Raw genomic sequence first — 14,229 nt, forward strand, 5'->3', positions numbered from 1 at the left:
AACTATTGTGAGCAATAAGGGAACTGAACGAGTGAAACGTGGAATGGCAGAAATGCAAAAGGGTGGCGTCATTATGGATGTCGTCAATGCTGAGCAGGCAAAGATCGCAGAAGAAGCAGGTGCGGTGGCAGTTATGGCACTAGAACGAGTACCAGCTGATATCCGTGCAGCCGGCGGTGTAGCCCGTATGGCAGACCCAAGAATCGTAGAGGAAGTACAAAATGCAGTAACGATTCCAGTCATGGCAAAGGCACGTATCGGCCACATTGTCGAGGCTCGTGTTCTTGAAGCACTTGGTGTTGATTATATCGATGAGAGTGAAGTGCTGACGCCCGCAGATGAGGAATTCCATTTAAATAAAAATGAATACACAGTACCTTTTGTCTGTGGTTGCCGTGACTTAGGTGAAGCAACCCGCCGTATCGCAGAAGGCGCTTCGATGCTTCGTACGAAAGGGGAACCTGGGACAGGCAACATTGTAGAAGCTGTCCGTCATATGAGAAAGGTCAATGCTCAGATTCGTAAAGTAGCAGCAATGAGTGAAGATGAACTGATGACAGAAGCCAAGAACCTAGGAGCACCTTATGAATTATTGCTTCAAATCAAAAAAGACGGAAAGCTCCCAGTTGTTAACTTTGCAGCTGGAGGCGTTGCGACACCAGCAGATGCTGCGTTAATGATGCAGCTTGGAGCAGACGGTGTATTTGTTGGATCTGGTATTTTTAAATCAGACAATCCGGCGAAATTTGCAAAAGCGATTGTTGAAGCAACGACTCACTTCACAGATTACCGTCTCATTGCAGAACTTTCAAAAGAGCTTGGAACAGCCATGAAAGGAATTGAAATCTCAAATCTACTGCCAGAAGAGCGTATGCAAGAGCGTGGCTGGTAATTAAGGGAGCGCAAACGAACATGCTAACAATTGGTGTACTAGGGCTTCAAGGAGCCGTGAGAGAGCATATTCAATCGATTGAAGCCTGCGATGCAGAAGGTAAGATCATTAAACGAGCAGAAGAGCTAGCATCCGTTGACGGTCTTATTATCCCTGGTGGAGAAAGCACGACGATGAGGAGACTCATGGATACGTACCAATTCATTGAACCGATTAAAGCGTTCGCTGCAGAAGGGAAACCGATTTTCGGGACATGTGCCGGTTTGATTATGCTCGCAAAACATATTGAAGATCGAGAAGATGCCCATCTTGGATTGTTAAATGTATCAGTTGCACGGAATTCATTTGGCAGACAGGTAGACAGCTTTGAAGCAGATATAGAAGTAAAAGGGCTGGATGCGCCGTTTACAGGGGTGTTCATCCGTGCGCCTCATATCATCAGCGCAGATGTGAGCGTAGAAATCATGGCTGAATATGATGGCAGGATTGTGATGGCGAAAGAAAACAATATCTTAGGCTGTTCTTTTCATCCAGAGCTGACAGACGATCATCGGTTAACACAGCTGTTTGTTGAAATGGTGAAGTCTTACAAAACGAAGCTCGCTGTATAAAACGGTTGAAAAGAGATAAAACTTATAGTACATTAAAATCACAATCAAAGATCGAAAAAGCGTTGACGGGAAATAGTAAGAAGCCCCTCTTTCTCAGAGAGCCGATGGTTGGTGCGAATCGGTGAAAGATGCAGTCTGAATCCATCCTTGAGCGAAATGCTGAAACACGAGAAGTAAGCATTTACGGTGATACCGTTACAGAGGAAAGAGGAAAGCATGCTTCTGCATGTTTTCAATCAGGGTGGCAACGCGAGAGCTCTCGTCCCTTTCATGGGATGAGGGCTCTTTTTATTTTTCGATAAAAAAAGGAGTGTTACACATGCTGGATATTAAACAACTGCGCACGGACTTTGATCAAATTAAAGAAAAATTAGCACACCGAGGCGAAGATTTAGCAGATTTTGATAAGTTTGGTGAACTGGATCAAAAAAGAAGAGAACTAATCGGGAAAACAGAAGAATTAAAGAGCCGAAGAAATGAAGTATCACAGCAAGTGGCCGTTCTAAAAAGAGAAAAGAAAGATGCCGATCACATTATTCAAGAAATGCGTGAGGTAGGAGATGAGATTAAAAAGCTGGATGATGAGCTAAGAACAGTAGAAGAAAGCTTGCAGCACATCCTCTTCTCTATTCCGAATATCCCTCATGACACTGTACCGGTTGGGGAAACAGAAGATGACAACGTGGAAGTGAGAAAATGGGGCGAACAGCCGGCCTTCTCATTTGAGCCAAAACCACATTGGGATGTAGCGGATGAGCTAAACATTCTTGATTTTGAACGCGCAGGAAAAGTCACAGGAAGCCGATTCGTTTTTTATAAAGGGCTTGGCGCACGCTTAGAGCGCGCACTATATAACTTTATGCTCGATTTACATGTCGATGAGTTTGGTTTTACTGAAGTGCTCCCACCTTACATGGTCAATAGAGCTAGCATGACAGGGACTGGGCAGCTGCCAAAATTCGAAGAGGATGCCTTTAAAATCCGTGAAGAAGATTATTTCCTCATTCCAACAGCTGAAGTACCTATTACTAACATGCACCGTGATGAAATTCTTGAAGGGGAACAGCTGCCAATCAATTATGCAGCATTCAGTGCTTGCTTTAGATCAGAGGCTGGATCTGCCGGAAGAGATACACGCGGACTCATCCGTCAGCATCAATTTAATAAGGTAGAGCTTGTGAAATTTGTTAGACCTGAAAATTCTTATGAAGAATTAGAGAAACTAACAAATCAAGCAGAAAAAGTCCTTCAGCTATTAAACCTGCCATACCGTGTCATGAGCATGTGTACGGGAGATTTAGGCTTCACGGCTGCGAAGAAATACGACATCGAAGTATGGATTCCGAGCCAAGATACGTATCGTGAAATTTCTTCTTGCAGTAACTTCGAAGCATTCCAAGCAAGACGCGCAAACATTCGATTCCGTCCAGAGCCTAAAGCGAAGCCAGAGCATGTCCACACGTTAAATGGATCTGGTTTAGCAGTAGGAAGAACCGTGGCGGCCATTTTAGAAAACTATCAACAAGAGGACGGCACAGTAATTATTCCTGAAGTACTGCGTCCTTATATGGGAAATAAAGAAGTGATGAAATAAGATGCCGCTATGGTATCTTATTTCTTTTTACCAAAAGTCCTACAGTTTTCCTAAATTTAGCCGATAAAAAAATAAAAGCTTCTAGGAAAGAAGGAATAACCTTGAATAGGCTTGACTATTATGTTGAAATGGCTCAATTAATTAGAAAAGTTCTAGATGAAAGTATTCTTTTCGGCATCACTGATACAGAGAAGGTGCTTTGTTACTACCCGTCTAACACAATAGATTTTGGCGTGAAAGTTGGGGACCTATTGAACCCAGAAGACCAAAACGTGGCGACGACATTAAGAGGACAAGAATATGACGGTCATTTACCAGAGTCTTTATATGGTTATGAAATTGCTGTAAAAGGTTACCCGATTTTTGATGAAGATAGAAAAGTGATTGGCTCTTTTTTAGTGGCATTTTCACATCATCGTGAAAAGAAATTAAGCGGTTATATGGAGCATATCAATGATGTAGCGAAAGAACTCCAAGGTGGAATCGAGCAAATTGCTGCGCATTCACAAGAGCTGGCTGCCACAAGTTTAGAAATAAGCGAACAGGCAGGAAGAGCGGAAGAGAAATCTGCAAATATTGAAGAAGTCGTCAAAACCATTGGCGGGATCGCTAGACAAACAAACTTGCTAGGTCTAAATGCTGCAATTGAAGCAGCAAGAGCAGGCGAGAATGGAAAAGGGTTTGCTGTCGTAGCTGATGAAGTTCGTAAATTATCAGATGGCTCAAAGGAAGCGGCAGAAACCATTAATACCTTCTTAAAGGAAATCCAAGACAGTATTAGCACTTTGTCTGAAAACATCTCACAAATCAGCAGCTCAACAAATGAACAAGCCAAACAAGTGACAGACTTTACGAAAATTATTGAATCATTAAATGAGTTTAAAGAAGAGATGAATCAGTTTATTGAAGAGATTAGACAGGATACAAAATAGATCAAGAGCAGCCGTTAATGGCTGCTTTTTTATGGGCAGATTCTCATACCAAAACAACTTATTGAAATTTTTTTCGAAAAGATGTTGACTTGAATTAAAATGATATGGTATATTAATTCTTGTCGATACGGAGGAATACCCAAGTCCGGCTGAAGGGATCGGTCTTGAAAACCGACAGGGGTGTCAAAGCCCGCGGGGGTTCGAATCCCTCTTCCTCCGCCATATTGATTTTTTACCTTAGTTGAATTGAAACGCAAGCATAAAAATTGGAATTGTCAAACCGCTGCATTCGCGAAATGCAGCGGTTTTTTTTATTTTGTTTTAGAGCGATTTTTTTGTATAACAGAAGCAATTTCATGAAGAATGGGTTCAAGTGAGCTTTCATCATGAAGTAAGTCGTAATCTTCAATGTTAATTTTAATCACTGGGCATAAATCGAATTGTTCGATCCATTCCGTATATCGAGTGTACATTTCTTCCCAATAGGCTCGATCAGTTTGAGTTTCCATCTCTCTGCCGCGTTCTTCAATACGATTCAAAATATGATCTAAATCCCCGTGTAAATAGATGAGAACATCAGGGTGAGGGAAGTAAGGTGTCATCACCATCGCTTCGAATAGACTCGTATACGTTTCATAATCTACTTCAGACATCGTACCTTTGTCCGCATGCATTTTCGCGAAAATGCCTGTGTCCTCATAAATTGAACGATCTTGCACATATCCTCCACCAGATTCAAAAATCCGCTTTTGCTCCTTAAAACGCTCAGCTAGGAAATAGACCTGTAAATGGAAGCTCCATCTTTGGAAATCTGAATAAAAGGGCTCTAAGTATGGGTTATCATCTACTTTTTCAAGAGAGGTTTTAAAGCCTAGCTTGTCCGCTATCGTTTTAGTCATAGTTGATTTTCCGACACCAACAGTCCCGGCGATTGTGATCACTGCATCCTTTGGTATTTCGATATTGTTCATAGTACTTGCTCCTTTATGTTCTGTACAATTTGCTGGTAATCTTGCTGTGAGGAAACGAAGTCTGTATGATCTCCTTCAATTGTAATGATAGGAAGCCCTGGGTCAGTCTGTTTTAAATGTTCAATGGCCAGCTCATAATCTTCAATGAGTGTTTTTAAATAAGCTGGGTCGATGTCTTCTTCAAAAGAGCGTCCTCTCATCTGTATTCTTTCAAGTAAGGTAGGAAGGCTGGCTTTTATATAGATTATGGCATTTGGTTTAGGCAGATCATCTGTTAGCAGGTGATAGATCTTTCTGTATTTGTCCATGTGCTTTTTTGATAATGTTCTTTCTGCAAATATCATATTTTTATAGACATGATAATCAGTGACAATCGGCTGCTGTTGACTCACATAGTTTTCTTCAATAGATTCTAACTGTTTGACCCGATTGCATAAAAAGAACATCTCAAGCTGAAAGCTCCATTGTTCCATATCTTCATAAAATTTATCTAAGAATGGATTTTCTTCTACAATCTCTTTTACTAAAGGAAATTGAAATTCCTTCGCAAGCATTGTAGCCAAAGTTGTTTTTCCGGCTCCAATTGGGCCTTCCACTGCAATAAAAGGGGCAGGATACATAGGCGTTCTCCTCTATCTATAAAGTTGTCAAACCAATGTATATTGTACCATACCCCTTCCGAGAGATAGAGCGAATGGGTTACGATGTCGTTCTTTTTTCAATATTAAATTGATCTGATAATAAGAGCCAATTTTGTGGGAAGGATAGACCTAATTTCCAATAAGCAATTCCGTTCAAGTTTAACTCTTTGATGAGATTGAACTTTGCTTGAATCGATCTAGCGTCTTCGAACCATACCTCATGCTCTTTATTAGTGGCATCTGTGTAACGAAAATAAGGTGCTTGTGCTGTTTCGTCGTATAGAATGGAGGCATTATTATTTCTAGCAATGGCAATCGCTTGTTGAGGACTGACGGCTTTAGCAATGGGGCCGCCCTGGACGTAAGGAAGCGTCCAATCATAGCCATATAAATTCTGCCCCATAACAATTTTATTGGCCGGCATGACGGTCAGTGCATATTCAATGACTTGGCGGACAGGTCCAATGGGAGAGACAGCTTGCGCAGGGCCGCCGCTGTATCCCCATTCATAGGTCATTAACACAACATGATCGACGATCTTCCCAATGGCTTCATAGTCATGAGCTTCATACCATTTTCCCTTTTGCTGACTGCTTGTTTTAGGGGCAAGTGCAACAGAAATTGTCCATCCTTCTTGATGGAAGCGGGTTGTTGCCTCTCTTAAAAATTGAATGTAAGCATCTTTATCAGCAGGACGTAAATATTCAAAATCAAAATGGATTTCTTTTAATTGATACTTTTTAGCAACACGAACGATTTCATTTAAAAATGTGGTTTTGACAGATTGGTTATTTAAAAGAATTCGCCCAAGTTCATCACTGAATTTTTCATTCTCTAGGTTTGTCACTACCATGGATAAAACGGTTCTGCTCTGAGCGGCTATTTGAGGTAGCTGATCTAACGGTGGTTCTTTCAGTGTTCCGTCTCTTTGCGCTTGGAAACTAAAGGCGCCTAAATGGGTTAAATATGGAGAGGCCTCTCTAGCTGCTTGTTTTAAGTTTTCACTGACTTGATTTCCCCTTGGTTCAATGTAAGCATTCGAATTAATGTTCCTTTTCGGTCTTTGAGGAATATAGAGCAAGAAGCGAATAGGTAGTATCGCTTCAGGCCGAATTCTATTCACACGTGCCAACTCCTCCACTGAAATTCGAAATCGTCTTCCAATTTGATAAAGTGTGTCATTTTGTTTGACCTCATAAAATTGTCCTCTAATTGGAATGACAATTGTTTGTCCAATGACGAGTTGATTTGGTGTTTCAATATCGTTGGTACGGATGATTTCATTGACTGTTGTTTTAAAGCGCATGGCAATTTCGTTTAAAGTATCTCCTCTTTTGACAACATAAATTTGAATAGTCAACGCCCCCTTTGTTATTGCTAACAATTTATGAGGGTTATGGATAAATCATGTTTGATTTTCATTCGTGATCTCTTTAGCAGTGGTGATTTTTGCTAGTAGAACGTTCTCCATCATCGTTAAAGCATATTCGTTATCTCTGTCGTCATTTGATGCGATACAATCTTTAGGTACAATTAAGTTGTATTCTCGCATGTATGCGTCATTTGCAGTGAACAGAACGCAAATGTTTCCTGCAATTCCAGTCAAAATGATGTCTTGTACACCTAATTCATTTAAGAGTGTTTCTAGTGCAGTTCCGTAGAAGGCCGAATGCTTCGGTTTAATTAAGAAGTAATCATCTTTAGATGGTGCCATTTTCTCTAAAATAGGGGCGCTTCTTTCGTTTTTGCATGTTTCCATCACAGCTTGAATATCAGCCTTCCAGAGACCGTAGTGGTCGTTGATATAGATGATTGGCCAATTTTCCTTGAAAGCATGATCTTTAAGAGCTAAAATCTTATTGGTCATTTGCTCTGTTTTATCAGCGAGCACATGTCCCATTTCAAAATCAAAATTATTAATCATGTCGATAATAAGCAGTGCCTTTTGGTGCTTTGACAAAGTAAGACCCCCTTTAAAAGATTGTGCTAATATGTTAACCTCAATATCCTTTTAAAAAACATGAAAAGAGAGCCGTGCTATGACGAGAGATGAACAGTTTATGCAAGAAGCTATTTCTGAAGCCTTAAAAGCAGAACAAATAGGAGAAGTACCAATCGGTGCCATCATCGTTGTTGATGACCAAATTGTGAGCCGCGCTCATAATTTAAGGGAAACAGAGCAGCGTTCAATTGCACATGCAGAATTACTTGCTATTGATGAAGCGTGTAAAACGACTGGAAGCTGGCGTTTAGAAGATGCTGTACTTTATGTGACGCTTGAACCGTGTCCTATGTGTGCGGGAGCGATTGTCCTTTCTAGAGTGAAAAAGGTCGTTTTCGGTGCATACGATCCAAAAGGTGGATGTGCAGGTACTTTAATGAATTTACTGGATGATGAACGGTTCAATCATCAGTCTGAAGTCATTGGTGGTGTACTTGAAAATGAGTGCGGTGAGCTGTTAAGTCAGTTCTTCCGAAATCTCCGTCAGCGAAAGAAACAAGCCAAAAGTAAATGAATGGATGTCGTTTGCAATTTCAGCTATAAAAAGGTATACTTATGTCTGCGTCACTAACAATTTAATATTCATTTTGCCGTGCTAAGCGGGGAGGTAGCGGTGCCCTGTACTCGCAATCCGCTCTAGCGAGGCCGAATCCCTTCTCAAGGTTCGTTTACTTCAAGGTCTGCCTTAAATAAGTGGTGTTGACGTCTGGGTCCTGCGCAATGGGAATTCATGAACCATGTCAGGTCCGGAAGGAAGCAGCATTAAGTGAAACCTCTCATGTGCCGCAGGGTTGCCTGGGCCGAGCTAACTGTTTAAGTAACGCTTGGGGTAGCGAATCGACAGAAGGTGCACGGTAAATCAATATTAAATGTAACTCATCTAGTTAATCTAGGTGAGTTTTTTGTTGCTGTTTAAAGAATAGTTCAGCTGCTTTGTTTATACAAATAGGCAAAAAACCTTTTTAGAGTCTTTTTGTTTTTTCATTAATCACAATAGGAACAAAAGTTCTCCATGGTGTTGCAGAACAATTCGAAAATCTAGAAAACACGTTTTTGATTCATAAAAAGTAGAAAATCTATAGTTGAAATCATCATTTTCGCTTATTAGAAAATAAAGGTGTGCTTTTGAATTGATCGGTGCATCATGTATAATGAAAATGATGATAAATGGAGGAGGGCGTATTTGTGAGTTATCAAGCTTTATATCGAGTGTTCAGACCTCAAGTTTTTGAGGATGTTGTTGGACAAGAACACATCACAAAAACGTTGCAAAATGCCCTTTTGCAGAAGAAGTTTTCTCATGCTTACTTATTTTCAGGTCCTAGAGGGACAGGTAAAACAAGTGCTGCCAAAATCTTTGCGAAGGCAGTGAACTGTGAAAAGTCACCTGTGAGTGAACCTTGTAATGAATGTGATGCCTGTAAAGGGATTACAAACGGCTCGATTTCAGACGTGATTGAAATAGACGCTGCCTCAAACAACGGGGTTGATGAAATCCGTGATATACGTGATAAAGTGAAATTTGCTCCTTCGGCGGTTACATATAAGGTTTATATTATAGATGAAGTACATATGCTCTCTATCGGGGCATTTAATGCCCTCCTTAAAACGTTAGAGGAGCCGCCTGCTCATTGTATCTTTATTTTGGCTACCACAGAGCCTCATAAGATTCCTCTTACCATCATATCCCGTTGTCAGAGATTTGATTTTAAACGAATCACGACAAAAGATATTGTTGGAAGAATGAAGAAAATTGTAGATGCAGAAAGCCTAAATGTACAAGAGGGCTCGCTCGAGATTATCGCTAGTGCAGCAGATGGCGGTATGCGTGATGCACTAAGCCTCTTAGATCAAGCGATCTCATTTAGTGGTGAGCAGCTGACAATTGATGATGCGCTGCTCATTACAGGAGCTGTTTCTCAGCATTTCATTAGTCAGCTAGCCGAAGCAATTTTTGATCAAAATATTGCTGTAGCGTTAGATACCTTAAATGAATTACTTCAGCAGGGGAAAGATGCTGCTAAATTAATAGAGGACATGATCTTTTACTTTAGAGATATGCTGCTTTATAAAACGGCACCGGATCTGGAGGGGGTCCTTGAAAAGGTAAAGGTCGATGAAAATTTCGTGACGCTTTCGGATCGTGTGACACCTCAATTTCTATATGAAACAATTGAAGTGCTGAATAAAAGCCACCAAGAAATGAAATGGACGAATCATCCAAGGATTTTCTTTGAGGTAGCTGTTGTCAAGCTATGTCAATCAACGGCTGGAATAACACAAGCTCATGCTAACGCTGATTTAACGGCGCTAACGGATAAAATAGACAGGTTGGAACAGGAGCTATCGAGGATAAGAGCTGAGGGTGTGCCAATGTCTCATTCTCATCATCCTCAAGAAAAAAAGGAAGCACCTCGACCACAAACGAGTAACAAAAATGGATACCGTGCACCTGTCGGCCGAATTCACGAGATTCTAAAAGAAGCAAAACGTCCAGAGTTAGAAAAAATTAAAGGCAAATGGGGAGAACTCCTTGCCCACTTGAAACAGCAGAATAAGGTGTCTCACGCTGCACTATTAACGGATAGTGAACCAGTTGCTGCTGCTTCTCATGCCTTTGTTTTAAAATTCAAGTTTGAAATACACTGTAAAATGGTTGCCGAAGATAAAAGCGGTGTTCGAACCAACCTTGAGCAGCTATTAGAGTCTATGTTAGGAAAAAGAGTGGAATTAGTTGGCGTTCCTGACGCTCAATGGGGTAAAATAAGAGAAGAATTTTTAAGAGATCATCAGCCGGATGAACAGGCAGATGGTCAGGGGACTTCTGCTGAAGAGGATCCATTGATTGCAGAAGCAAAGAAGTTAGTAGGAAACGATTTAATTGAAATTAAAGATTAATAAAAATGAAAGAGAGTGGTTTTCATATGCGCGGTGGAATGGGAAATATGCAAAAAATGATGAAACAAATGCAAAAAATGCAAAAGGATATGGCTAAGGCTCAAGAAGAGCTTGCTGAAAAAGTCCTTGAAGGTACAGCGGGTGGCGGTATGGTCACTGTAAAAGTAAATGGACAAAAAGAAGTTGTTGATGTAGCAATCAATGAAGAAGTTGTTGATCCAGAAGATATCGATATGCTTCAAGATCTTGTACTTGCAGCAACAAACGACGCATTGAAAAAAGTCGATGAGTTAACGAATGAAACAATGGGTCAATTCACAAAAGGAATGAACATGCCAGGTTTATTCTAGGAGGAATAACTGAAGATGCAATATCCTGAACCAATATCAAAGCTGATTGACAGCTTTATGAAATTGCCAGGAATCGGACCGAAAACTGCGGTTCGTCTGGCTTTTTTTGTTCTTAGTATGCAGGAAGATGTCGTACTAGATTTCGCGAAAGCGCTTGTTAATGCAAAGCGTAATTTAACTTATTGTTCGGTATGCGGCCATATCACAGACCAAGATCCTTGCTATATTTGTGAAGATACAAGAAGAGATCAATCTGTTATCTGTGTAGTGCAAGACCCAAAAGATGTGATCGCAATGGAAAAGATGAAAGAATACAACGGCTTATACCATGTGCTTCATGGTGCCATTTCACCGATGGACGGAATTGGCCCAGAGGATATTAAAATTCCTGACCTGTTAAAAAGATTGCAAGACGATCAAGTGACAGAGGTGATCCTTGCAACCAATCCAAACATTGAAGGAGAGGCTACAGCCATGTATATCTCTAGACTGTTGAAACCATCAGGAATTAAACTCTCTCGCATTGCTCACGGACTTCCAGTAGGTGGAGACTTAGAGTATGCGGATGAAGTCACACTGTCTAAAGCTCTAGAAGGCAGACGTGAGATGTAGGAAGGAGAAGTACGGTACATGGGTTTTCTTCGCAGAAAATCAATTCGAAAAGAATTCGATGAGAAATTAATTCAACAGCTTTTTAAGCAAAAGGAAGAATGGAACAGACAAAAAAAGCTTGTCGCAAATAGCGTTGAGCCTTCACCGGACATTCTATTCGAATTAAAGCTTGCTCAAGCGAAGTACTTTTTCTATCTAAGAGAAGCGAAAAAGAGGAATTTACGTTTAAACAACTGGAGATAGCAGGTCTATTTTACATAGTCCTCTCATATGCTTGTACTATTCATATGAAGAGGAGATGAGAGGATTATGGAACCTGTTATTGTGATCGGGTCAATTTTGCTAGCTGTACTATTGTTGTTTATGTCAGGTGTTCAAGCGAACCCCTTCAAATGGTTAGGGCTGATCGGAGTAAAGTTTGTGGCAGGTGCTCTTTTTTTATTTTGCCTCAATCTATTTGGAGAGAGTCTAGGATTACATGTCTCTATTAACCCTGTAACGAGTGGAATCAGTGGTTTATTGGGCATCCCAGGCGTAGCAGCTTTAGTCGTAATTGAAAAATTTATTATTTAATGAGAAATATTGTTGACTTTGATCCTGTATGGTGGTAAATTAATATACGTCGCTGATGACGAAGAAACGAAAAAACATTATAACAAAAAAGTTGTTGACATTAACAATTTAAATATGGTATGATGTTCTAGTCGCTTCTGAAGCGGTAAACAAGTTCTTTGAAAACTAAACAAGACAAAACGTACCTGTTAATTCGAGTTTTTATAAAAAAATCCTATGAAATATCATAGGTAGTCAGTCAAACTGGCGAAAAACAAAACTTCGGTTTTGTACTTTTTCGGAGAGTTTGATCCTGGCTCAGGACGAACGCTGGCGGCGTGCCTAATACATGCAAGTCGAGCGGACAGAAGGGAGCTTGCTCCCGGATGTTAGCGGCGGACGGGTGAGTAACACGTGGGTAACCTGCCTGTAAGACTGGGATAACTCCGGGAAACCGGAGCTAATACCGGATAGTTCCTTGAACCGCATGGTTCAAGGATGAAAGACGGTTTCGGCTGTCACTTACAGATGGACCCGCGGCGCATTAGCTAGTTGGTGGGGTAATGGCTCACCAAGGCGACGATGCGTAGCCGACCTGAGAGGGTGATCGGCCACACTGGGACTGAGACACGGCCCAGACTCCTACGGGAGGCAGCAGTAGGGAATCTTCCGCAATGGACGAAAGTCTGACGGAGCAACGCCGCGTGAGTGATGAAGGTTTTCGGATCGTAAAGCTCTGTTGTTAGGGAAGAACAAGTGCGAGAGTAACTGCTCGCACCTTGACGGTACCTAACCAGAAAGCCACGGCTAACTACGTGCCAGCAGCCGCGGTAATACGTAGGTGGCAAGCGTTGTCCGGAATTATTGGGCGTAAAGGGCTCGCAGGCGGTTTCTTAAGTCTGATGTGAAAGCCCCCGGCTCAACCGGGGAGGGTCATTGGAAACTGGGAAACTTGAGTGCAGAAGAGGAGAGTGGAATTCCACGTGTAGCGGTGAAATGCGTAGAGATGTGGAGGAACACCAGTGGCGAAGGCGACTCTCTGGTCTGTAACTGACGCTGAGGAGCGAAAGCGTGGGGAGCGAACAGGATTAGATACCCTGGTAGTCCACGCCGTAAACGATGAGTGCTAAGTGTTAGGGGGTTTCCGCCCCTTAGTGCTGCAGCTAACGCATTAAGCACTCCGCCTGGGGAGTACGGTCGCAAGACTGAAACTCAAAGGAATTGACGGGGGCCCGCACAAGCGGTGGAGCATGTGGTTTAATTCGAAGCAACGCGAAGAACCTTACCAGGTCTTGACATCCTCTGACAACCCTAGAGATAGGGCTTTCCCTTCGGGGACAGAGTGACAGGTGGTGCATGGTTGTCGTCAGCTCGTGTCGTGAGATGTTGGGTTAAGTCCCGCAACGAGCGCAACCCTTGATCTTAGTTGCCAGCATTTAGTTGGGCACTCTAAGGTGACTGCCGGTGACAAACCGGAGGAAGGTGGGGATGACGTCAAATCATCATGCCCCTTATGACCTGGGCTACACACGTGCTACAATGGACAGAACAAAGGGCTGCGAGACCGCAAGGTTTAGCCAATCCCATAAATCTGTTCTCAGTTCGGATCGCAGTCTGCAACTCGACTGCGTGAAGCTGGAATCGCTAGTAATCGCGGATCAGCATGCCGCGGTGAATACGTTCCCGGGCCTTGTACACACCGCCCGTCACACCACGAGAGTTTGCAACACCCGAAGTCGGTGAGGTAACCTTTATGGAGCCAGCCGCCGAAGGTGGGGCAGATGATTGGGGTGAAGTCGTAACAAGGTAGCCGTATCGGAAGGTGCGGCTGGATCACCTCCTTTCTAAGGATATATGGAGCAGTGTGCGTTTTCGTCTTGTTTAGTTTTGAAGGAACTTGCAAAAGATCCTACAATATCATATCTTCGATATGAAAGATGGGCCTGTAGCTCAGCTGGTTAGAGCGCACGCCTGATAAGCGTGAGGTCGGTGGTTCGAGTCCACTCAGGCCCACCATCTTCTATTAAATCGGGGCCTTAGCTCAGCTGGGAGAGCGCCTGCCTTGCACGCAGGAGGTCAGCGGTTCGATCCCGCTAGGCTCCACCAACGTGTTCTTTGAAAACTAGATAACAATAAGTAATACATTCACATTGAATGCAATGCAAAGTTCATCA

The 14,229-nt window shown here is 42.2% G+C and carries 13 protein-coding genes, 3 tRNA genes, 1 rRNA gene, 1 other RNA gene, 1 pseudogene and 1 other annotated feature; of the genes and pseudogenes, 15 read left to right on the forward strand and 4 right to left on the reverse strand.

What is annotated here, in order from left to right:
- Nucleotides 1-7: 7 nt before the first annotated feature.
- The 5 genes and pseudogenes from pdxS to GKC25_RS00105 all read left to right on the forward strand — a co-directional run bounded on the left by pdxS (nt 8) and on the right by GKC25_RS00105 (nt 4,251).
- Nucleotides 8-892, forward strand: coding sequence for a pyridoxal 5'-phosphate synthase lyase subunit PdxS (gene pdxS / locus GKC25_RS00085; RefSeq protein WP_034666107.1), 885 nt, complete (start codon nt 8-10; stop codon nt 890-892).
- Nucleotides 893-912: 20 nt separating this feature from the next.
- Complete coding sequence (gene pdxT, locus GKC25_RS00090) at nt 913-1,503, forward strand: pyridoxal 5'-phosphate synthase glutaminase subunit PdxT (protein WP_095286291.1); 591 nt, start codon at nt 913-915, stop codon at nt 1,501-1,503.
- A gap of 53 nt (nt 1,504-1,556) precedes the next feature.
- Nucleotides 1,557-1,773, forward strand: a binding site (T-box leader).
- Between the two features lie 49 nt (nt 1,774-1,822).
- Nucleotides 1,823-3,097: a serine--tRNA ligase gene (gene serS / locus GKC25_RS00095; RefSeq protein ID WP_106031973.1), complete on the forward strand. Its 1,275-nt coding sequence runs from the start codon at nt 1,823-1,825 to the stop codon at nt 3,095-3,097.
- Nucleotides 3,098-3,696: 599 nt separating this feature from the next.
- A pseudogene (locus GKC25_RS18415) lies at nt 3,697-4,029 on the forward strand (methyl-accepting chemotaxis protein); the annotation flags it as partial.
- A 129-nt stretch (nt 4,030-4,158) separates the two neighbouring features.
- A tRNA-Ser gene (locus GKC25_RS00105) sits at nt 4,159-4,251 on the forward strand.
- Between the two features lie 89 nt (nt 4,252-4,340).
- Here the strand turns inward: GKC25_RS00105 and GKC25_RS00110 are convergent.
- The 4 genes from GKC25_RS00110 to GKC25_RS00125 all read right to left on the reverse strand — a co-directional run bounded on the left by GKC25_RS00110 (nt 4,341) and on the right by GKC25_RS00125 (nt 7,601).
- Nucleotides 4,341-5,000 (reverse strand): deoxynucleoside kinase, encoded by a 660-nt coding sequence (locus GKC25_RS00110; RefSeq protein WP_034666097.1) that lies wholly within the window; start codon nt 4,998-5,000, stop codon nt 4,341-4,343.
- On the reverse strand, nt 4,997-5,620 hold the full coding sequence (locus GKC25_RS00115) for a deoxynucleoside kinase (RefSeq protein ID WP_034666096.1): 624 nt from the start codon (nt 5,618-5,620) through the stop codon (nt 4,997-4,999). The genes GKC25_RS00110 and GKC25_RS00115 overlap by 4 nt, the downstream gene beginning before the upstream one ends.
- Nucleotides 5,621-5,699: 79 nt before the next feature.
- Entirely contained in the window at nt 5,700-6,947 is a 1,248-nt protein-coding gene (locus GKC25_RS00120) for a glycosyl hydrolase family 18 protein (RefSeq protein ID WP_252067888.1), read from the reverse strand.
- Between the two features lie 99 nt (nt 6,948-7,046).
- Nucleotides 7,047-7,601 carry an isochorismatase family cysteine hydrolase gene (locus tag GKC25_RS00125; RefSeq protein WP_065097772.1) on the reverse strand — a complete coding sequence of 185 codons (555 nt, stop codon included), beginning with the start codon at nt 7,599-7,601 and terminating at the stop codon, nt 7,047-7,049.
- Between the two features lie 79 nt (nt 7,602-7,680).
- Between GKC25_RS00125 and tadA the strand changes: the two genes are divergently transcribed.
- The 10 genes from tadA (at nt 7,681) to GKC25_RS00175 (ending at nt 14,161) form a co-directional block, all read left to right on the forward strand.
- Nucleotides 7,681-8,157, forward strand: a complete 477-nt coding sequence (tadA, locus tag GKC25_RS00130) for a tRNA adenosine(34) deaminase TadA (RefSeq protein WP_003218102.1) — start codon at nt 7,681-7,683, stop codon at nt 8,155-8,157.
- Nucleotides 8,158-8,233: 76 nt separating this feature from the next.
- An RNA gene (gene ffs / locus GKC25_RS00135) (signal recognition particle sRNA large type) lies at nt 8,234-8,498 on the forward strand.
- A gap of 330 nt (nt 8,499-8,828) precedes the next feature.
- On the forward strand, nt 8,829-10,541 hold the full coding sequence (dnaX, locus tag GKC25_RS00140; protein WP_034666087.1) for a DNA polymerase III subunit gamma/tau: 1,713 nt from the start codon (nt 8,829-8,831) through the stop codon (nt 10,539-10,541).
- Nucleotides 10,542-10,567: 26 nt separating this feature from the next.
- The gene (locus GKC25_RS00145; RefSeq protein WP_008342011.1) at nt 10,568-10,891 is read left to right on the forward strand and encodes a YbaB/EbfC family nucleoid-associated protein; all 324 of its coding nucleotides are present in this window, start codon (nt 10,568-10,570) and stop codon (nt 10,889-10,891) included.
- A 15-nt stretch (nt 10,892-10,906) separates the two neighbouring features.
- Complete coding sequence (gene recR / locus GKC25_RS00150) at nt 10,907-11,503, forward strand: recombination protein RecR (RefSeq protein ID WP_003218094.1); 597 nt, start codon at nt 10,907-10,909, stop codon at nt 11,501-11,503.
- 18 nt (nt 11,504-11,521) lie between these two features.
- A complete protein-coding gene (locus GKC25_RS00155) occupies nt 11,522-11,746 on the forward strand; it encodes a YaaL family protein (protein ID WP_003218088.1) in 225 nt (74 codons plus the stop codon).
- Between the two features lie 66 nt (nt 11,747-11,812).
- Nucleotides 11,813-12,076: a pro-sigmaK processing inhibitor BofA family protein gene (locus GKC25_RS00160; protein WP_008342006.1), complete on the forward strand. Its 264-nt coding sequence runs from the start codon at nt 11,813-11,815 to the stop codon at nt 12,074-12,076.
- Between the two features lie 274 nt (nt 12,077-12,350).
- A 16S ribosomal RNA gene (locus GKC25_RS00165) occupies nt 12,351-13,899 on the forward strand.
- 95 nt (nt 13,900-13,994) lie between these two features.
- Nucleotides 13,995-14,071: transfer RNA gene (locus GKC25_RS00170), tRNA-Ile, on the forward strand.
- Between the two features lie 14 nt (nt 14,072-14,085).
- Nucleotides 14,086-14,161 (forward strand) — tRNA-Ala (locus GKC25_RS00175).
- Nucleotides 14,162-14,229: the final 68 nt, after the last annotated feature.

The sequence above is a fragment of the Bacillus pumilus genome (genome assembly GCF_038738535.1).
Lineage (GTDB): Bacteria > Bacillota > Bacilli > Bacillales > Bacillaceae > Bacillus.